The 20,029-nt window shown below is 25.4% G+C and carries 16 protein-coding genes, 4 tRNA genes, 2 rRNA genes and 1 other RNA gene; 12 read left to right on the top strand and 11 right to left on the bottom strand.

From position 1 onward, the window contains the following. The first annotated feature begins 54 nt into the window (after positions 1 to 54). The 4 genes from ssb to metG all read left to right on the top strand — a co-directional run bounded on the left by ssb (position 55) and on the right by metG (position 4,927). On the top strand, positions 55 to 582 hold the full coding sequence (gene ssb / locus GJT88_RS00125; RefSeq protein WP_168894943.1) for a single-stranded DNA-binding protein: 528 nt from the start codon (positions 55 to 57) through the stop codon (positions 580 to 582). 52 nt (positions 583 to 634) lie between these two features. After that, on the top strand, positions 635 to 2,575 hold the full coding sequence (locus GJT88_RS00120) for an exoribonuclease II (RefSeq protein ID WP_168894942.1): 1,941 nt from the start codon (positions 635 to 637) through the stop codon (positions 2,573 to 2,575). 34 nt (positions 2,576 to 2,609) lie between these two features. Then, entirely contained in the window at positions 2,610 to 3,137 is a 528-nt protein-coding gene (locus GJT88_RS00115) for a metal-dependent hydrolase (RefSeq protein ID WP_168894941.1), read from the top strand. A gap of 152 nt (positions 3,138 to 3,289) precedes the next feature. After that, a complete protein-coding gene (metG, locus tag GJT88_RS00110; protein ID WP_168894940.1) occupies positions 3,290 to 4,927 on the top strand; it encodes a methionine--tRNA ligase in 1,638 nt (545 codons plus the stop codon). Between the two features lie 74 nt (positions 4,928 to 5,001). Here the strand turns inward: metG and alr are convergent, their stop codons facing one another. After that, the gene (alr, locus tag GJT88_RS00105) at positions 5,002 to 6,081 is read right to left on the bottom strand and encodes an alanine racemase (protein WP_168894939.1); all 1,080 of its coding nucleotides are present in this window, start codon (positions 6,079 to 6,081) and stop codon (positions 5,002 to 5,004) included. Between the two features lie 256 nt (positions 6,082 to 6,337). Between alr and hspQ the strand changes: the two genes are divergently transcribed. Then, positions 6,338 to 6,661, top strand: coding sequence for a heat shock protein HspQ (gene hspQ / locus GJT88_RS00100; RefSeq protein WP_211080586.1), 324 nt, complete (start codon positions 6,338 to 6,340; stop codon positions 6,659 to 6,661). 85 nt (positions 6,662 to 6,746) lie between these two features. On the opposite strand, the gene gltX is transcribed toward hspQ, so the two are convergent. After that, on the bottom strand, positions 6,747 to 8,153 hold the full coding sequence (gene gltX, locus GJT88_RS00095) for a glutamate--tRNA ligase (RefSeq protein ID WP_168894937.1): 1,407 nt from the start codon (positions 8,151 to 8,153) through the stop codon (positions 6,747 to 6,749). Between the two features lie 146 nt (positions 8,154 to 8,299). Here gltX and GJT88_RS00090 point away from each other — a divergent pair. The 3 genes from GJT88_RS00090 (at position 8,300) to metB (ending at position 9,782) form a co-directional block, all read left to right on the top strand. Then, a tRNA-Val gene (locus tag GJT88_RS00090) sits at positions 8,300 to 8,372 on the top strand. A 27-nt stretch (positions 8,373 to 8,399) separates the two neighbouring features. Continuing rightward, positions 8,400 to 8,472 (top strand) — tRNA-Lys (locus GJT88_RS00085). A gap of 137 nt (positions 8,473 to 8,609) precedes the next feature. After that, positions 8,610 to 9,782, top strand: a complete 1,173-nt coding sequence (metB, locus tag GJT88_RS00080; RefSeq protein WP_168894936.1) for a cystathionine gamma-synthase — start codon at positions 8,610 to 8,612, stop codon at positions 9,780 to 9,782. Between the two features lie 43 nt (positions 9,783 to 9,825). Here metB and GJT88_RS00075 read toward each other — a convergent pair. Beyond that, positions 9,826 to 9,899: transfer RNA gene (locus tag GJT88_RS00075), tRNA-Arg, on the bottom strand. A 92-nt stretch (positions 9,900 to 9,991) separates the two neighbouring features. Here GJT88_RS00075 and folD point away from each other — a divergent pair. Further along, positions 9,992 to 10,852, top strand: coding sequence for a bifunctional methylenetetrahydrofolate dehydrogenase/methenyltetrahydrofolate cyclohydrolase FolD (folD, locus tag GJT88_RS00070; protein WP_168894935.1), 861 nt, complete (start codon positions 9,992 to 9,994; stop codon positions 10,850 to 10,852). Between the two features lie 11 nt (positions 10,853 to 10,863). On the opposite strand, the gene rnpB is transcribed toward folD, so the two are convergent. Together rnpB and rsmI are read right to left on the bottom strand one after the other, a co-directional pair. After that, positions 10,864 to 11,218, bottom strand: an RNA gene (gene rnpB, locus GJT88_RS00065) — RNase P RNA component class A. Between the two features lie 36 nt (positions 11,219 to 11,254). Beyond that, the gene (rsmI, locus tag GJT88_RS00060; RefSeq protein WP_168894934.1) at positions 11,255 to 12,112 is read right to left on the bottom strand and encodes a 16S rRNA (cytidine(1402)-2'-O)-methyltransferase; all 858 of its coding nucleotides are present in this window, start codon (positions 12,110 to 12,112) and stop codon (positions 11,255 to 11,257) included. Between the two features lie 95 nt (positions 12,113 to 12,207). Here rsmI and GJT88_RS00055 point away from each other — a divergent pair. Continuing rightward, a tRNA-Ser gene (locus GJT88_RS00055) sits at positions 12,208 to 12,292 on the top strand. 34 nt (positions 12,293 to 12,326) lie between these two features. After that, a complete protein-coding gene (locus GJT88_RS00050) occupies positions 12,327 to 12,629 on the top strand; it encodes a TusE/DsrC/DsvC family sulfur relay protein (protein WP_168894933.1) in 303 nt (100 codons plus the stop codon). A 149-nt stretch (positions 12,630 to 12,778) separates the two neighbouring features. Here GJT88_RS00050 and mreD read toward each other — a convergent pair whose 3' ends face one another. The 3 genes from mreD to GJT88_RS00035 are packed head-to-tail and all read right to left on the bottom strand — an operon-like array spanning position 12,779 to position 15,158. Next, complete coding sequence (gene mreD / locus GJT88_RS02335) at positions 12,779 to 13,261, bottom strand: rod shape-determining protein MreD (RefSeq protein WP_168894932.1); 483 nt, start codon at positions 13,259 to 13,261, stop codon at positions 12,779 to 12,781. A 4-nt stretch (positions 13,262 to 13,265) separates the two neighbouring features. Then, positions 13,266 to 14,084: a rod shape-determining protein MreC gene (gene mreC, locus GJT88_RS00040; RefSeq protein ID WP_168894931.1), complete on the bottom strand. Its 819-nt coding sequence runs from the start codon at positions 14,082 to 14,084 to the stop codon at positions 13,266 to 13,268. A 30-nt stretch (positions 14,085 to 14,114) separates the two neighbouring features. After that, a complete protein-coding gene (locus GJT88_RS00035) occupies positions 14,115 to 15,158 on the bottom strand; it encodes a rod shape-determining protein (RefSeq protein ID WP_168894930.1) in 1,044 nt (347 codons plus the stop codon). 146 nt (positions 15,159 to 15,304) lie between these two features. On the opposite strand from GJT88_RS00035, the gene aroQ reads away from it, so the two are divergent. Beyond that, positions 15,305 to 15,766, top strand: a complete 462-nt coding sequence (aroQ, locus tag GJT88_RS00030; RefSeq protein ID WP_168894929.1) for a type II 3-dehydroquinate dehydratase — start codon at positions 15,305 to 15,307, stop codon at positions 15,764 to 15,766. Positions 15,767 to 15,850: 84 nt separating this feature from the next. Here aroQ and murB read toward each other — a convergent pair whose 3' ends face one another. From murB to GJT88_RS00015, 3 genes are all read right to left on the bottom strand, one after another. Beyond that, entirely contained in the window at positions 15,851 to 16,888 is a 1,038-nt protein-coding gene (murB, locus tag GJT88_RS00025; protein WP_168894928.1) for a UDP-N-acetylmuramate dehydrogenase, read from the bottom strand. 19 nt (positions 16,889 to 16,907) lie between these two features. Continuing rightward, positions 16,908 to 17,023: ribosomal RNA gene (gene rrf / locus GJT88_RS00020) — 5S ribosomal RNA — on the bottom strand. A 56-nt stretch (positions 17,024 to 17,079) separates the two neighbouring features. Next, positions 17,080 to 20,010, bottom strand: a 23S ribosomal RNA gene (locus GJT88_RS00015). Positions 20,011 to 20,029 lie beyond the last annotated feature (19 nt).

Here is a 20,029-nt window from a genome sequence, read left to right as displayed (position 1 = left end):
AATAAATTTTTCTAAATTTATTAAAATTAATTTTAAATTTTAAGGATTTAAATAATGGCTAGTAAAAGAGGTATTAATAAAGTAATTATAATTGGAAATTTAGGTAAAGATCCAGAAATAAGATATATGCCTAATGGCAATCCTGTAGTAAATATTACAGTAGCAACATCAGATAATTGGAAAGATAAAAATACGGGAGAAAGTAAAGAAAAAACTGAATGGCATCGAGTGGTAATATTTGGTAAATTAGCTGAAATTGCAAATGAATATTTAAAAAAAGGTTCCCAAGTGTATATAGAAGGATATTTACAAACACGTAAATGGCAAAATCAAAATGGACAAGATAACTATATTACTGAAATAATAGTTAGTGTAGGTGGTACTATGCAAATATTAGGTAATTTACGCCAAAATGATCATAATATTACTAATATTTTTAATAAAGAAAAAAATAAAGAAATTTCAAAAAAATGGAATAAAAAAATTAATGAAGTTAATATGATAAATAAAAATAATAATAATGATGTATCTAATAAGAAAAATGAAGATATTATTGATTTTGAAGATGATCTTCCATTTTAGTAATTAAAAATTAAAGAATTTGTTTGATTTTTTAAAAAATATAATTAAAACTATGTTATATAATAATATATCACTTTTAAAACTTAAAAAACAACTGACAAACACGTTACCACATATCAAAGGTATTATAAAAATTATAAGTCAAAAAATAGGGATTTTAGAAACAGACAAAAATTATATATATACTATACCTTATATTTATTTAAAAAATATAATGGAGGGCGATTATGTATTAGCAAAAATAGAACATAATAATGAAAAATTATACGCTATACCAATAAAATTATTAAAATCAAATATTAATATATTTATTGGAATTATAAAAAAAAAGAATAAAAATTTTTTTATTATTCCAGAAAAGAAAATTTTACTAAATAATTTAATTAAATGTTATATAAAAAAAAATGTTACACATACGTTGAATGATAAAGATAAAGTAATGGCAAAAATTGTTCATCATCCATTAAGAGGGGATGATATTTTTCTTGCAGAAGTTATTGAGTATATTAATCAAGATAATAATTATTTGTTACCATGGTGGTCAATATTATCTAAATATAACCTTAATACTAATCCTCCTGATGATTGGCTTTGTCAAAAAATAAGTTTTTTAGATAAAAATTTCTTTAGAAAAGATTTAACTCATTTATGTTTTATCACAATAGATAATAATGAAACTAAAGATATAGACGATGCTTTATATATTGAAAAAATATCTTCAAAAAAATTATTAGTTTATGTCGCGATATCTGATCCTACAGCTTATATTAAACAAGATAGTACAATAGATAAAATTGCGTCAGAAAGAATGTTTACAAATTATTTACCAGGATTAACTATTCCTTTATTACCAAAATTATTATCAGAAGATTTATGTTCTCTAAATCCTAATAAAATTAGACCAGTTTTAATTTGTAAAATGATTATTAATAGTGAAGGTTTTTTATTAGAAAAGAATAAATTTTTAATGGGATGGATAAAATCCAAAGCTAAATTAAGTTATAATAATGTTTCTGATTGGTTAGAAAAAAAAACGAGTACCTGGCATCCTAAAAATAATGATATTGAAAATCAAATTATATTATTATATAAATTTTATTTATATAGGAAAAAATGGAGTAATAACCATATAGTTTTTTTTCAAAATCCTGATTATAAATTTATTTTTGGTGATAAAGGTAAAATATTAAATATAATAATAGAAAAAAAAAGAATTGCACATAAAATGATAGAGGAAATCATGATAACAGCAAATATATGTGCAACTGAGTTTTTATATAAAAAATCACATTTTGCAATATATAATATATATTATGGATTTGATTATAATAAAATTAACAAAGTAGTTTTACTATTAGATCAATATGGAATTAAATGTGATGCTGCTTTTTTAATGACTTTAAAAGGATATAAAACTATTTTTAATAAATTAAATGATTTAGATTTATCATTTGTTATTAATCGTATAAAAAAATATCAACATATTACTATGTTTAGTACAAAACCAGGACCGCATTTTGGTTTAGGATTAAAAAGATATGCTACATGGACATCTCCTATTAGAAAATTTGGTGATATAATTAATCATAGATTAATTAAATCTATTCTAAATAAAGATAATATTAAAAAACCTTTGGATAATATTTATATTATTATGAATCAACAACGGCGATTAAATAAACAAGCAGAAAAAGATTTATTAAATTTTTTATATTCAATTTATTTTAAAAAAATATTTATTCGTGGACAAGTTTTTTTGTCTGAAATAATTGATATATTATCTAATGGAATAAAGGTACGATTAATAAAAAGTGGTGCCTTAGCTTTTATTCCAAAACATTTTTTATATCAAAATTTAAATGATATTTTAATAAAACCTAATAAAGGGATGATTTTTATCAAAAATAAATTATTATATAAAGTAACCGATCAGATACAAGTTATTATTAAAGAAATAAATATTCATAACAATATTATTGTAAAAATTGTTTAATTTACAAATTTTTTCATTTGGATATCATATTTATATGACAGTTAGAGGACATATAATATTTTCTATATCTAGTAGTATTTTAGTACAACATTTTATTTTTTCAAAAATATTATACCATGATGATTGGTGGCGTATTATACCTGTATCAATTGTCACATGTTTATTACCAGATATAGATAATCCTAAGTCTATTTTAGGGCGTAAAATTAGAATTTTTTCATATTTTATAAATAAAATCTTTGGACATAGGGGATTTACACATAGTTTATTATCAATAATAATAATTACATTTATTATTTTGAATAAAAAATTTGTTGATGTTATTGATGTTAAATTAGGATTAATTATTGGTTATTGTAGTCATATTATTGCAGATATGTTAACTCCTTATGGAGTTCCTTTATTATGGCCTTATAAAAAAAAGTTTAGATTACCACTTATTAAAAAAAATTTATTTAAAGAAGATATATTTTGTTATTTATATTTAACAATCTCATTATATTCATTGTATCCTATTTGTAATAATATTATAATAAATTTATTTAATAATATGATTTTATAATTATAAAATAACATTTTACCGAACATAGAATTAACATAAATTTTCATAAAGTTAAGAGTTAGCTTATTGGGCTAATTTTTTCTAAAATGTAAAATAATAATGACATAAAGAAAAATATTATTATATAAACTAATAATCTACAATAAAATATAATGCAATTTAAAAAAATATTAGTAACTTGTGCATTACCATATGCTAATGGTGATATTCATATTGGCCATATGTTAGAACATATTCAAGCGGATATTTGGGTTAGATATCATCGAATGATGGGCCATAAGGTATTTTTTATTTGTGCTGATGATGCACATGGTACCCCTATTATGTTAAAAGCACAAGAATTAAAAATAAGTACAGAAGAAATGATTAAAAAAATATATCATAAACATGTATTAGATTTTACTAAATTTAATATTAGTTATGATAATTATTATACCACCCATAGTAAAGAAAATTATTTTTTTTCAAAATTAATTTTCAATCGTTTAAACAAAAAAAATTTAATAAAAAAAGAAATAATTCAACAATTATATGATTTACATTATAATATCTTTTTGCCTGATAGATATGTAAAGGGAGATTGTCCTCAGTGTAAGTCTATTGGACAATATGGTGATAATTGTGAAATTTGTGGTGCTATTTATTCGTCTAGTAATTTAATTAATCCTATATCAATTTTATCGAATACAAAACCTATATTACGAAATTCAGAACATTATTTTTTTGATCTTCCTAAATTTAATAAGATTTTAATAACTTGGATTAATTCTGGAGTTTTAGAAAAAACAGTTTCAAATAAAGTAAAAGAATGGTTGTTTTCTGGATTAAAAAAATGGGATATCTCTAGGGATGCACCATATTTCGGATTTAAAATTCCTAAATCTATAAATAAATATTTTTATGTATGGTTAGATGCACCTATTGGTTATATAGGTACTTTTAAAAATTTATGTAATAAAAATAAAAAATTAAATTTTGATGAATGGTGGAATAAAAATTCAAAAACAAAATTATATCATTTTATAGGTAAAGATATAATCTATTTTCATAGTTTATTTTGGCCTGCAATGCTAGAAGGTAGTGATTTTAGAAAACCTGATAAATTATTTGTACATGGACATGTTACATTAAATGGACAGAAAATGTCTAAATCTAGAGGTAGATTTATTACCGCAAAATTATGGTTAAAATATTTAGATACAGATAGTTTACGTTATTATTATGCTTCTAAATTATCATCTAATATTAATGATATTGATTTTAATCCTTTGGATTTCGTTAAAAATATAAATGGGGATATTGTTAATAAAATTGTAAATATAGCTGCAAGAAATGCTTATTTTATCAATAATTATTTTGGTAATAATTTATCTAAAACTATTAATATGAAATTGTATTTAAGATTTGTTCAAAAATCTGAAATTATTCATAATTATTTAAAAAGTTGTAAATTTAGTCATGTTATTAAAGAAATTTTAATGTTATCGGATATAGCTAATCGTTATGTTGATAAGCATAAACCATGGCTTTTAATTAAAGATGATGCACAAAAGAAAAATATTCAAGAAATTTGTTCTATGGGTATTAATATGTTTCGTGTAATTATGATTTATATGAAACCTATTATGCCTAATTTATCTCAAAAAACTGAATTTTTTCTAAAAAAAAAATTATGTTTTAATAAAATTAAAATACCTCTCATTAATAGAAAGATTAATAAGTTTCAAAAATTATTTGAACGTATTAATATTACAAATCTAGATAAATTGATAAAAATATCTAAAAGATAAAAAATATAAGTGTATAGAATAATTATATTTTAAAGAACATTTTTTATAGTAAAAAAATAGTATTTACTTAAACTTTATTTTATTATTCTAGGTACTCTTTTTGATAAAGAACACATTAATTCGTAACTAATTGTATTAGCAGATTTTGCTATTTCATCTATTTTAATATTATTACCCCATAATTCTACTTGACTACCAACTTTTGCTGAAGGTATTTTGCATAAATCTACAATTAACATATCCATAAATATATTTCCTAAAATAGTGGTTCTAATTCCTTCTACTAATACAGGAGTATTATTAGAAATATTTTTTGGATATCCATCAGCATATCCACATGCAACTATTCCTATTTTACGTTTTTTATATGTATAATATTCACAATTATAACCTACAATTTCTCCTGGATAAATTTTTTGAATTGATATAATTCTACTTTTTAAAGTCATGACTGGTTTTATTTTTTTTTTTGATATATCTCTCCAATTTCCTGTAGGAGAAGCTCCGTATAATATAATTCCAGGTCTAACCCAATCATAATGTGTCTGAGGATGCCATAATATAGCAGCAGAATTTGCAAATGAACGAAAGAATGTATAATTATGAATAATTTTTTTCATATATAATAATTGTTTTAATACAAGATTAGAATTTTTTGAAGCATTAATAAAATGAGTCATTAAAGTAACATTACTAATTTTAATATTTTTTTTTATGATGTTAATTATATTAATAATATTTTCATTTTTAAATCCTAATCTATTTAAACCAGTATTAATTTTAATATATACTTCAATAGGGTATTGCGGAGGATTTTTTATTAAAATATCAAGTTGCCATTTATTATGTATTACTATTGTTAAATAGTATTTATAAATAAGACGTAAATCTTGTTTATTAAAAAAACCTTCTAATAAAAGTATTGGTTTTTTACAATAATTTTCTCTTAAAAGTATTGCTTCATCTAAAGTTAATACTGCAAACCCATCACTTTTTTCAAGACTTTTAAAAACATTTTTAATGCCATGACCATAAGCATTTGCTTTTATAACAGCCCAAATTTTGGATTTATGTGCAATATTTTTAATAGTTTTTAAATTATTTTTTAATGCATTATTATTAATAATTGCAATAATAGGTCTAGTTTCTATCATTAATTAGTTCTCTAGTTAAATTAATAACTAAATCTTTTATATTTAATATTATTAAACATTTGATAAAAATCAAAATTTATTTTATATTCTTTTTCAGAAAATATTCTTTATATTTAAAAAAATAAAATTAATTTAATCTAAATTTATTTAATAAAAAAATTTGTATATCTTAAATTAAGATTTAACTTCACATAAATTTATTTTATTATATAATTAGTTTTATTATAGTAGTAATTTTTTTTAAAAAAGGATCTTAATAATGATTACCAGTAAATTTGGTATTGGGCAACAAGTTAGACATAAATTATTAGGTTTTTTAGGAGTTATTGTTGACGTTGACCCTGAATATTCTTTAAATGATCCAAAAATTGATGAAGTAGCAGAAAGTATAACATTAAGAAATAAACCATGGTATCATGTAGTAATGGAAGATGATTCAGGACGTCCTATACACACATATTTAGCAGAAGTGCAATTATCCGGAGAACCTGCAGATAATGAACATCCAGATAATTCATCATTAGATGAATTATCTGAATCTATAAAAAAGCAATTAGTTACTCCAAGATTAAGAAATTAATATAATTGATAAATAATGTCTAAACTCTAGCTATTAAAATTTTAGTTGTTATTTTAATTCTATTAAAAATAAGTTTTATAATTCGTTAATTATTGAATTCAATGAAACTTATTGCATTTTTTAAATGGTTTATAACTTTATTTTGTCCCATTAAAAATAATATACTACTAATGGGCGGGGTATTATTTTTACCTGTAACAGCTATACGTAAAGGCATAATTACATTTTTTAAATTGATATCTAATTCTGTCATTATTTCTTTAACAATTAAATTAATATTTTTTACTGACCATAAGTGTATTAATTTGAATTTTTTGAGTAATTTTTTTAGTATTATTTTATTTTTTAAATTTAAATATTGTTTAATTAAAATATTTTTAGAATAAATAGGATCCATATAAAAAATATAACATAAATTATTAATTTCATTTAATGTATTACATCTATTGGAAAATATTTTATATAAATTTTTTATTTTAGGACCGTTATGAGTATTAATATTTTTTTGTTGGCAAAATTTGGTTAAATAATTAACCATATATTTTTCTGGCAACTTATTTAAATAATATCTATTTAACCAATTTAATTTATCAATATTAAAAATACTTGGTGATTTGTTGAGATTTTTTAAATTAAATAGTTTTTTCATTTCTTCTAATGAAAAAATTTCTTTATTACCATAAGACCATCCTAATCGTAAAATATAATTTAATAGAGCTTCGGGTAAATATCCATTTTTTTTATATTCTAAAATATTTATAGAATGATATCTTTTAGATATTTTTTTTTTAAATTTATCAGTAATCATTGATACATGAGCATAAATAGGTATTTTAGCTCCAATAGCGTTAATTATATGTATTTGTTTAGGAGTATTATTAATATGCTCTTCACCTCTAATTATATGAGTAATATTCATATCTAAATCATCTAAAACAACACAAAAATTATAAGTTAATGTACCATCTGTTCTTTTAATTATGAAATCATCTAATTCGTTATTATAAACTATGATTTTTCCTCGAATTTTATCTATAAACGTAATAAATCCTTTATCTGGTATACGAAATCTTATTACATAAGGTTTCGTATTATTTACTAAATTATTTAAATTACGACACTTACCATTATATCTAATTTTTTTTTTTTTAGATATTTGTTCTTGTTTCTGGTTTGCTAATTCTTCTTTAGTACAAAAACATTTATAAACATGTCCACTACTTAGCATTTTATCAATAAAGATATTATGTTTTTTAAATCTTTGACTTTGTAAGTATGGTCCTTCATCCCAATTAATATTTAACCATTTTAATGTTTTAGTAATATTTTCAATAAAAATTTTTTTTGATCTTTTTACATCAGTATCTTCAATACGTAATATAAATTTACCATTATTTTTTTTTGCAAATAACCAAGAATATAAAGCAGTACGAATATTACCTATGTGTAAGTTTCCAGTAGGACTGGGAGCAAATCTAGTAATTACTTTCATAATATAATTTCAAATTTTTTACTTAATATTGTATTATTAGTATAATATAAATAATATTTTATATTTATTTAAATATTTTTTAATTTTTTATTAAAAATATATTGACTTATTTATAGTAATAAATATAGCATATAAGAGTTGTATAAGGGTGATTAGCTCAGTTGGTAGAGTGCCTCCCTTACAAGGAGGATGTCGGCGGTTCGAATCCGTCATCACCCATATAAAATATTTTGTTTTATAAAGAAAGGGTCGTTAGCTCAGTTGGTAGAGCAGTTGACTTTTAATCAATTGGTCACAGGTTCAAATCCTGTACGACCCAGAGATATGAAATAATGGTTTAATGATTATTTTATTTCATACATAAAAGTAAATAGTGTTGTTTATAGTGTAAATATTTATTTATGTTACGATATATGTTAAATTGGCAATATTAATTAAATTTATTTATATATAAATATGAGCTATTCCTATAAAAAAAGAACTATTTCAGTCCATGATGGTTTAAATAAAGATAAACAATACGGAAGTGTAGTTCCTCCTATATATTTAACTAGTACATATAGTTTTAGTAGTTTTAATAAACCTAGAAAATATGATTATTCAAGAAAAAGTAATCCTACACGTGATACTGTGCAAAAAGTCATTGCATCTTTAGAAAAAGGTTTAGGTTGTATTCTTACAAATAGTGGAATGTCTGCACTTTATTTAATAATTATTACTTTGTTAAAACCAGGTGATTTAATAATTTGTCCTAATGATTGTTATGGTGGTAGTTATCGATTATTTAAAAGTCTTTTATATAAAAAAATATATAGAGTAAAATTTATTACTATGCATAATGAAAAACAATTTTTGTTATCATTAACGTATAAACCTAAAATTATTTTTATAGAAAGTCCTAGTAATCCATTACTAAATGTTATTGATATTGCTTATTATTGTAAAAAAATTAGACAATCTAATGCAATTAGTATAATTGATAACACCTTATTAAGTCCAGTATTACAAAATCCATTAGAATTAGGATCAGATTTGGTAATTCATTCATGTACAAAATATTTAAATGGGCATTCTGATATTATTTCAGGAGCTATTATTTCAAATAATAAAATTTTTATTAATGAATTATTATGGTGGGCTAATAATTTAGGTTTAACAAATTCTGTTTTTGATAGTTATTTTTTATTAAGAGGTATAAGGACTTTATATCCTAGACTAAAAATAGCACAAGAAAACGCTCTGAGCATAATAAAATATTTAAAAAAACAAAAATTAGTAAAAAAAATATATCATACATCACTTAATAGTAATATTGGTCATGAGATAGCAAAAAAACAACAGAAGGGGTTTGGAGCTATATTAAGTTTTGAATTTAATGGTTCTAAAAAAATGTTAGAAATTTTTTTGAATTCGTTAAATTTATTTACTTTAGCTGAATCTTTTGGAGGTGTTGAAAGTTTAATTTCTCATTCTGCAACTATGACACATGCTTGTATAACAAAAGAAGAAATGACTAAAGCGGGTATTTCCCATTTATTACTAAGAATATCAGTCGGTATTGAAGACCCAAAAGATCTTATAGCTGATTTAGATAAAGCATTTTCGAATGCTATTAAAGATTATAAATAAAAAAAATAAAATATACAAATACAATAAAATTAACTCAAATGCTTGCGCTCTACAGGATTCGAACCTGTGACAAATAGCTTAGAAGGCTATTGCTCTATCCTACTGAGCTAAGAGCGCAAAATTACTTATCATAATAACATATTATGTTTTTTATTCAAATTAAATAAAGAAATTATTTAATAATTTTATTATAAAATGAGTTATTTAAAATGAATGCTAAAATTATTAATGGACATGCTATTGCCGAAAAAATATATATAAAAATATGCAAAAAAATGAAAATTCTTTTGTTACATGGTCGGAGAAGACCTGGATTAGGGGTTATTTTAATTGGAAACGATAAAGCGTCTGAAATTTATGTAAAAAACAAACGTAAAATTTGTAAAAAATTAGGTTTTTTTTCTTGCGATTATAATTTATCTAAAAATATTGATGAAAATACTGTTTATAATATTATTGATTTTTTAAATACTAATAATAATATTGATGGTATTTTAATACAATTACCATTACCTAAAAATTTTAATACAATAAACATATTAGAAAGAATTTTACCTCAAAAAGATGTAGATGGCTTTCATCCCTATAATATAGGTAGATTATGTCAAAGAGCACCTTTATTAAGACCTTGTACTTCTTTAGGAATAATAAGACTATTGGAATATTATAACATAAAAACTTATGGGTTAAATGCTGTAATTGTGGGTGCTTCTAATATAGTAGGACGTCCTATTGCTATGGAATTATTATTATCTGGTTGTACAATAACAGTTACACACAAATTTACTAAAAATTTAAAACATTATATTAAATATGCTGATTTATTAATAGTAGCTGTAGGAAAACCTAATTTTATACCAGGTAATTGGATTAAGTTTGGTGCGATTGTTATTGATGTAGGTATTAATAGAATTGATGATAATAAAATTATAGGTGATATTGATTTTAACTTAGCAAAAGAAAGAGCATCTTACATTACTCCAGTACCTGGAGGGGTTGGACCGATTACAATAGCCACATTAATGCAAAATACTCTTTATGCTTATGAAAAAAATAACTATTTTTTATAAAATTTTAAAAAATATAAAATTAATTATTAAGCCGGATTCTGTCTAGAACAGTCATTTATCTAGAATAATAATCGCTTATTATCTCAAGCAGCTTACCCAGGTTTTTAGTACGGGTTAATACAAACCTTATTTAGCCTTGCTCCTGGTGGAGTTTACATAGTCATATATTATTACTAATATATCGGTATGCTCTTACCACACCTTTTCACCCTTACCAAATTAATAAAAATCATGGCGGTATTTTTTCTGTTGCACTATTCGTAAGTTTTTACTTCCCAGTTATTATCTGGCACCATAACCCTACGGAGTCCGGACTTTCCTCTTCTGTTTTCACTTATAACAAAAGCGACTGTTTTAATCAATTTTATACTAATAATTATTAATTTTATTAAAAATAAATCGTTATTTATTTTCTATATACATCTTATATAATATATTTTTTTTAACTGAAAATATATTAGAAATAATATTTATTGCTTTTCTTATTGGTATTTCTTTTTTTAGGCTTAAAAAAGATTTAATAATATGAGAAGGTAATATATCATTATTTTTAGTTTTATAACCATCAATAATTAAAATTATTTCCCCCTTTATCATATTTTTATTTTTTTCAATCCATTCTATTAAATTTTCTATAGTATTTCCATAAAAATTTTCCCATTTTTTTGTTAATTCTTTAGTAAACATTATGTATCTATTTTTACCAAAAATATTTTTTATGTCATATAAACAATTTATTAATCTATGTTTAGATTCGCAAATAATTAAAGTTCTACATTCATATTTTAATTCATTTAATCTTTTAATTCTTTTATTTTTTTTATTTGATAAAAATCCTTCATAACAAAATCTATTTGTTGGTAAGCCTGATGCTGATAAAGCTGCTATAGCAGAGCAAGGACCAGGTATAGGAATAATTCTAATATGTTTATATTTTTCTCTGCATAATTTTATAATCCTATATCCTGGATCATTAATTAATGGAGTTCCAGCATCTGAAACTAATGCTACATTATTACCTTTTACTATTTTATCTAAAAAAAATTTTGCATTTTTTTTTTCATTATATTCATAATATAAATATAATTTATTTTTAATATTAAAATATTTTAATAATAATCCTATTTTTCTTTTATCCTCAGCTAAAATAAAATCTACTTTTTTTAAAATTATTAATGCCCTTTTACTTATATCAGAATAGTTGCCAATTGGGGTAGATACAATATATAGATAACCTAATTTTAAATCATTATTTTTCATAATATTTTAATAATTAATTTTTAGAAATATTTACTTTAAATTTATATATAAATACTTTACTATATGTAAAGTATTATATATTCTAATACATAAAAGGAGGAATGGCCGAGTGGTTGAAGGCATCGGTCTTGAAAACCGACAATAGGTTACTATTCGAGAGTTCGAATCTCTCTTCCTCCGAAAGTTATTTTCTATATATTTATTCAAACATAATATGAATTTACAAAAAAAAAAAGATATACATAATATTTTTTGGAAAAAAGAATCAGTTCTTAAAAGAGCTAATTCTGAAAATATTGTATTAACTTCAGATCATTGGAAAGTAATAGTAGTATTGCGTTCTCTATATATAAATTTTAATACAGCACCTAATTTGCGTATACTAATTAATATGTTAAAAAAAAAATATAAAAATGAAAAATGGAATAGTGTATTTATTTTTAATTTATTCCCTAAGGGAGTTATAAGACAAGCATCTTATATTGCAGGATTACCAAAAAAATATATCTGCTTATAAAAATTAATATTTACAATAATTTGATTTTTTATTTAAAAAGTATTGATTTTATAATTTTTTTTAAAATTTTAGAGTTTTTTTAAAACATTATCAACTAACAGGATAATGTTTTATTCTTTTATTTCTTTTATTTCTTTTATTTCTTATAATTAGAAATAGTTAATATATTTATATTTAATTTTTTTCATACAAAAATAGATAACACAATATAATACACTATTTATTAAATTTTGTAATATAAAATTTAAACATTTTATTTGTAAAAAATAACCATTTAAATAATAATAAATAATATTTATTACACTGAAAGTAGTAAATATTAATATTGTTTTATTTATTATATTTAAATTAATAATAAACTTATGTTTATTTAATATAAATAGTATTACTATACTAAATAGTAGACTTCTTACCCCTAAGAGGGAATCAGTAAATAAATCAATAATAAAACCAAATATAAAACTAGTTATTATATTAATTTCTGCTGGAATTATAAAAATCCAGCAAATTATGATTAATAATGTCCACGATATATGGAACATAAAATTATGACATTTTATAAATAATATTTCCAAAATTAATGATATAAAAAAAGTTATATAGATAAATAGTTTCAGTAAATAATTTCTCATAATTTTATTTTGGATTTGTTAGTAATAATAAATATCTTATTTCTTCTATTTTGATTAATGGTTTTGCATAAATTATATTCATATTTTTTTCAGTATCAAATACAATATTAGTTACAGTAGCTACTGGAAAATTTTTTGGATATTGATCATCTAACCCAGAAGTTACTAATAAGTCTCCTATATGGATGTTAATCTTTTTTGGGATTTCAGCACGTAAATTATGGTTACATCCAACTCCATTTAAAATAAATTTAATATTACTATTTCGTTTTTGAATTGGAATTGAATTATTTTTATTACAAACTAACAGAACCTGGCTACTTGCTTTATTACTAAATATTACTTGTCCAATTATACCTCTATTATTTAGAGCTATTGTTCCCTGAGATATATTATTTCTGCTTCCCTTATTAACAAAAATTCTATCTTTATAAATAGGAAAGAATGTAGGTATTATTTCTGCAAATTGTTTTTGTTTATTATAGTAGATAGGTAATCTTGAAATTTTTTTTAATTGATGATTTTCATTTTGTATAGCTTTTAAGTTATATAATTCAAAATTTTGTTTCAACAATTTATTATATAAATATTTATTGCGTTTTCGTAAAATACTGTTACTCGTTTTTTTTTTCATAAAATTAACATATATTGCATATGGTTTATTAATAATATAATAAAAATAACTGATATTACTATCAATATGGTACCGTAATTTTACGAAATAATTAGAATAAATATCTGTTGTAGTAATTATTACAGATAGTATTATTGCTATAATAATTTTTAATTTAAATGCAGGTTTTTTATTAAAAATTGATTTCATATAGATATCATTTAAGAAAATTAAAATCTATTATTCTTCACTGAATAAATCTCCACCATGTATGTCTATCATTTCTAATGCTTTTCCTCCCCCTCTAGCAACACAAGTCAAAGGATCATCGGCAACAACAACAGGAATTCCAGTTGCTTCTATTAATAATTTATCAAAATATTTTAATAAAGCTCCTCCTCCTGTTAATACCATACCCCTTTCAGCTATATCAGCAGCTAATTCTGGAGGACATTGTTCTAATGCAATCATTACTGAACTTACTATACCAGTTAAAGGTTCTTGTAATGCATCTAATATTTCATGTGAATTTAGTTTAAATCCTCTTGGAACTCCTTCAGCTAAATTACGACCTTTAACTTCCATTTCTAATATTTCTTCATTTTTATATGCAGATCCAATTTGATGTTTTATTCGTTCAGCTGTAGCTTCTCCAATTAAAGAACCATAATTACGTCTAACATGATTAATAATAGCTTCATCAAATCTATCTCCACCTATTCTAACAGAAGAAGAATATACTACACCATTTAAAGAAATTACAGCTACTTCAGTGGTCCCCCCACCTATATCTATTACCATAGACCCTGTTGCTTCAGATACTGGCAATCCAGAACCAATTGCTGCTGCCATTGGTTCTTCTATTAAAAATACTTCACGAGCTCCAGCACCTTGAGCTGATTCTTTTATAGCTCTTCTTTCTACTTGTGTAGCTCCTACAGGAACACATACTAGTACCCTAGGACTAGGACGCATAAAACTATTACTATGCACTTGTTTAATAAAATGTTGCAACATTTTTTCTGTAATAAAAAAATCAGCTATAACTCCATCTTTCATAGGTCTAATAGCTGCAATATTACCTGGTGTTCTTCCTAACATTTGTTTTGCATTATAACCAACAGCTGCAAGACCTTTAGGAAAACCTGATTTATCTTGTCTAATAGCAACCACAGAAGGTTCGTTTAAAACGATTCCTTGCCCTTTAACATAAATTAAAGTATTTGCTGTACCTAAATCAATAGATAAATCATTAGAAAACATTCCCCGAAATTTTTTTAACATAATAAAAAAACCCGATTATATATTTTATATTTCTTTAATTAAAAATGTATTACTATCATCAGATAGTAACATTTTATTTATAAAAAATATATTATTTATTATAAATAAAATGTTATTATAAATGATAAAAAATATATTGTAATATAATGAATAAAAAAATAGAACAAAAAAAGAAGCATATTTTAGTTTTAAATGGGCCTAATTTGAACCTTTTAGGAAAAAGAGAACCTGAAAAATATGGTTATAAGTCACTAAATGACATAATAGATATTTTAGATAATCAAGCGAATAAAAATAATTGTAAACTTAGTCATTTTCAATCTAATGCAGAATATTTATTAATTAATTGTCTAATAGAATTTAGTAAAAAAATTAATTATATTATTTTAAATCCAGCTGCTTTTACACATACTAGTATTGCATTACGTGATACTTTATTAGCTATTAATATTCCTTTTATTGAAGTACACATTACTAATATATATAAAAGAGAGTCTTTTCGAAAAAAATCATTTTTTTCAGACATTTCTGATGGAATTATAGCAGGATTAGGCACTTATGGTTATTTTTTAGCTTTAGAAGTAATTTTAGTTCGATTATTAATTTAATAAATTAAAAAAAGACTACTTACGATATATTCTATATTTAAAACTTTTAGCTAAAGTAATATTTAGTATATTTTAATTTTTAATTCAATTTTTTTTACTAAAAAAAGTTGATGGATCTATCTCACCATAATCATCAATAATTTTAACTTCTGGTTCTAACCAAATACCAAATTTATTGCCAACAATATTATATATTTTAATTGCTAAATTTAATATATCCATACCAGATGCATTAGAATTATTTATAATTATTAATGCTTGTTTTTTATGAACCATAGCTCCTTTTTGTATATATCCTTTTAATTTACATTGATCAATTAACCATCCTGCTGATATTTTAAATATATTATTTTTAATAGTATAAGGCATAGTAGGAAATATTTTTAATAATTTAAAGCCTAATGTATCAGAAACAAATGGATTTTTAAAGAAACTACCTGCATTACCCAAAATTTTGGGGTCAGGAATCTTTTTTTTTCTAATATTAGAAATATAATGAAAAATTTTTTGGGGGGTAATATCTAAATTAAAATTTTTAAAATCTTTATAATTTAAATGAGGAATCCATTTTTTTGGTAAAGACAAACCTAAAGAAATTATCACATGATTTTTATAAATATTCTTTGTAAAAATACTATCTCTATATTTAAAAAAACACTCTTCTTTATTTATTCTTTTTATTTCTTTATTAATAGGATTCACGATATCTACATACTGACAAAAATTTTTTAAACTTACTCCATAAGCTCCAATATTTTGTATAGGTGCAGCACCTACACATCCTGGTATCAAAGCTAAATTTTCTAATCCATACATTTTTTTTTTTATGGTATATTTTACTAATTTATGCCAATTTTCTCCAGAATTTACATGTAAATTCCAGAATTGTTTAGATTCACTTACGTAAATTCCTTTAATTTTATTAATTAAAATAATACCACAAAAATTTCTTAAAAAAAGAACATTACTACCTTTACCTAAAATTAAACAGGGTATTGATTTTTTTGTATATTTCTTCCAAATTTCACATAATTGAAAAAAATTTCTAATTTTTATAATTTTTAAAGCATTAACATTTATACCAAATGTATTTAATTCTTTTAAAGAATAATTATAAATCATTTTTTTTTCACATCATTCATCCTGGTATTTACCTACTCTTACATGAGGAAACCTCACACTACCATTGGCACTACAACGTTTCACTTCTGAGTTCGGAATGGAATCAGGTGGTACCATTGCGTTATATATACCAGGATAAATTTAATTTAAATAAGTTAAGTTAATAGTTGATCAAACGATTCTGGTGTTGTAAGGTTAAGCCTCACGGGTGTTTATTAGTACTGGTTAGCTCAACATATCACTATGCTTACACATCCAGCCTATCAACGTCATAGTCTTTAACGTCCCTTCAGGGATATTCATAAATAAATAAATATCCAGGGAAGACTTATCTTAAGGCAAGTTTCGCACTTATATGCTTTCAGCGCTTATCTTTTCCGTATTTAGCTACCGGGCAATGCCATTGGCATGACAACCCGAACACCAGAGATACGTTCACTCCGGTCCTCTCGTACTAGGAGCAAACCCTTTCAATCTTCCAACGCCCACGACAGATAGGGACCGAACTGTCTCACGACGTTCTAAACCCAGCTCGCGTACCACTTTAAATGGCGAACAGCCATACCCTTGGGACCTACTTCAGCCCCAGGATGTGATGAGCCGACATCGAGGTGCCAAACACCGCCGTCGATATGAACTCTTGGGCGGTATTAGCCTGTTATCCCCGGAGTACCTTTTATCCGTTGAGCGATGGCCCTGTCATATGGAACCACCGGATCACTAAGACCTGCTTTCGCATCTGTTTGAATTGTCGTTCTCACAGTTAAGCCAGCTTATGCCTTTGCACTAATCTCACGATTTCCGACCGTGATTAGCTGACCTTAGTGCTCCTCCGTTACTCTTTAGGAGGAGACCGCCCCAGTCAAACTACCTACCAGACATTGTCTCTAACCCGGATAACGGGTTTAGGTTAGAATAATAAATATTAAAGGGTGGTATTTCAAGGACGATTCCATACTAACTAGCGTTAATACTTCATTATCTCCCACCTATCCTACACATTAATATTCATTATTCAATATCAAGCTATAGTAAAGGTTCACGGGGTCTTTCCGTCTTGCCGCGGGTATACTGCATCTTCACAGCAATTTCAATTTCACTGAGTCTCGGGTGGAGACAGTCTGACCATCATTACGCCATTCGTGCAGGTCGGAACTTACCCGACAAGGAATTTCGCTACCTTAGGACCGTTATAGTTACGGCCGCCGTTTACCGGGGCTTCGATCAAGAGCTTTTCGTAAACGATAACTCCATCAATTAACCTTCCGGCACCGGGCAGGCGTCACACCGTATACGTCCACTTTCGTGTTTGCACAGTGCTGTGTTTTTAATAAACAGTTGCAGTCAGCTATTATCTTAGACTGATTTCAGCTTAAAAAGTAAATTTCTTCACCTAATATCAGTGTGCCTTCTCCCGAAGTTACGGCACCATTTTGCCTAGTTCCTTCACCCGAGTTCTCTCAAACGCCTTAGTATTCTCTACTTAACCACCTGTGTTGGTTTAGAGTACGATTTAATATTATTTAAGCTTAGAGGCTTTTCTTGTAAGCATGGTATCAATTACTTAAGTACAATGAAGTACTTCGTCATAACGCCTCAGTGTTTATATTAACTACCCGGATTTTCCTAGGTAATTCACCTAAACGCTTAAACCAAGACAACCATCACCTGGATAATTTAACCTTCTTCGTCACCCCATCACAATAATACTAAGTACAGGAATATTAACCTGTTGTCCATCGATTACGCTTTTCAGCCTCATCTTAGGTATCGACTTACCCTACCTCGATTATCGTTGGATAGGAACCCTTAGTTTTTCGGCGAATAGGTTTTTCACCTATTTTATCGTTACTCATGTCAGCATTCGCACTTCTGATATCTCCAATAAATTTTACAATTTATCTTCAGCAACTTACAGAACGCTCCCCTACCCAATAAATAAAAACTTTATTGTCGCAGCTTCGGTGTATAATTTAGCCCCGTTACATCTTCCGCGCAGGACGACTAGACCAGTGAGCTATTACGCTTTCTTTAAATGATGGCTGCTTCTAAGCCAACATCCTGGCTGTTTATGCCTTCCCACATCGTTTCCCACTTAATTATAACTTAGGGACCTTAGCTAGCGATCTGGGTTGTTTCCCTCTCCACAACGGACGTTAGCACCCGCTGTGTGTCTCCCGTGATAACATTATTCGGTATTTGAAGTTTGCATCGGATTGGTAAGTCTGGAAGACTCCCTAACCGAAACAGAGCTCTACCCCCGAAAATGAATTACACGAGGCGCTACCTAAATAGCTTTCGGGGAGAACCAGCTATCTCCCGGTTTGATTGGCCTTTCACCCCTAACCACAAGTCATCCGCTAATTTTTCAACATTAGTCGGTTCGGTCCTCCAGTAAGAATTACCAAACCTTCAACCTGCTCATGGTTAGATCACCGGGTTTCGGGTCTATATCTTGCAACTTAACGCCCTTTTAAGACTCGGTTTCCCTACGGCTTCCTTATACAGTTAACCTTGCTACAAAATATAACTCGCTGACCCATTATACAAAAGGTACGCAGTCACATTATTAAAACAATGCTCCTACTGCTTGTACGTATATGATTTCAGGTTCTATTTCACTCCCCTAACCGGGGTTCTTTTCACCTTTCCCTCACGGTACTAGTTCACTATCGGTCAGTCAGTAGTATTTAGCCTTAGAGGATGATCCCCCTATATTCAAACAAGATTTCACGTGTCTCGTTTTACTCTTTGAGATTTTAATTAATATATTTTCATATACAGGACTATCACCTTATATTGTATGACTTTCCAGTCATTTCTATTAATATAATAATCAAGTATATCTCTGGGCTATTTCCTGTTCGCTCGCCACTACTAAGGAAATCTCTATTGATTTCTTTTCCTCAGGATACTTAGATGTTTCAGTTCTCCTGGTTCACTTCGTTATTCTATATATTCAAATAACGATAATATATTATTAAATATATTAGGTTTCCCCATTCGGATATCGTCGACTAATAACGTTTCAAATCAACTTATCGACGCTTTTCGCAGATTAGCACGTCCTTCATCGTCTCTGACTGCCAAGGCATCCGTCATATACGCTTATTTACTTAACCTTACAACCCACAATCGTCT

This window comes from Enterobacteriaceae endosymbiont of Donacia tomentosa, assembly GCF_012571135.1.
Taxonomy (GTDB): domain Bacteria; phylum Pseudomonadota; class Gammaproteobacteria; order Enterobacterales; family Enterobacteriaceae.
This window is presented reverse-complemented; position numbering and strand designations above follow the sequence as displayed.

Coding starts and splice junctions, on each gene's coding strand:
- ssb (WP_168894943.1), top strand. CDS start 55: ATGGCTAGTAAAAGAGGTATTAATAAAGTAATTATAATTGGAAATTTA.
- GJT88_RS00120 (WP_168894942.1), top strand. CDS start 635: ATGTTATATAATAATATATCACTTTTAAAACTTAAAAAACAACTGACA.
- GJT88_RS00115 (WP_168894941.1), top strand. CDS start 2,610: ATGACAGTTAGAGGACATATAATATTTTCTATATCTAGTAGTATTTTA.
- metG (WP_168894940.1), top strand. CDS start 3,290: ATGCAATTTAAAAAAATATTAGTAACTTGTGCATTACCATATGCTAAT.
- alr (WP_168894939.1), bottom strand. CDS start 6,081: ATGATAGAAACTAGACCTATTATTGCAATTATTAATAATAATGCATTA.
- gltX (WP_168894937.1), bottom strand. CDS start 8,153: ATGAAAGTAATTACTAGATTTGCTCCCAGTCCTACTGGAAACTTACAC.
- metB (WP_168894936.1), top strand. CDS start 8,610: ATGAGCTATTCCTATAAAAAAAGAACTATTTCAGTCCATGATGGTTTA.
- folD (WP_168894935.1), top strand. CDS start 9,992: ATGAATGCTAAAATTATTAATGGACATGCTATTGCCGAAAAAATATAT.
- rsmI (WP_168894934.1), bottom strand. CDS start 12,112: ATGAAAAATAATGATTTAAAATTAGGTTATCTATATATTGTATCTACC.
- GJT88_RS00050 (WP_168894933.1), top strand. CDS start 12,327: ATGAATTTACAAAAAAAAAAAGATATACATAATATTTTTTGGAAAAAA.
- mreD (WP_168894932.1), bottom strand. CDS start 13,261: ATGAGAAATTATTTACTGAAACTATTTATCTATATAACTTTTTTTATA.
- mreC (WP_168894931.1), bottom strand. CDS start 14,084: ATGAAATCAATTTTTAATAAAAAACCTGCATTTAAATTAAAAATTATT.
- GJT88_RS00035 (WP_168894930.1), bottom strand. CDS start 15,158: ATGTTAAAAAAATTTCGGGGAATGTTTTCTAATGATTTATCTATTGAT.
- aroQ (WP_168894929.1), top strand. CDS start 15,305: ATGAATAAAAAAATAGAACAAAAAAAGAAGCATATTTTAGTTTTAAAT.
- murB (WP_168894928.1), bottom strand. CDS start 16,888: ATGATTTATAATTATTCTTTAAAAGAATTAAATACATTTGGTATAAAT.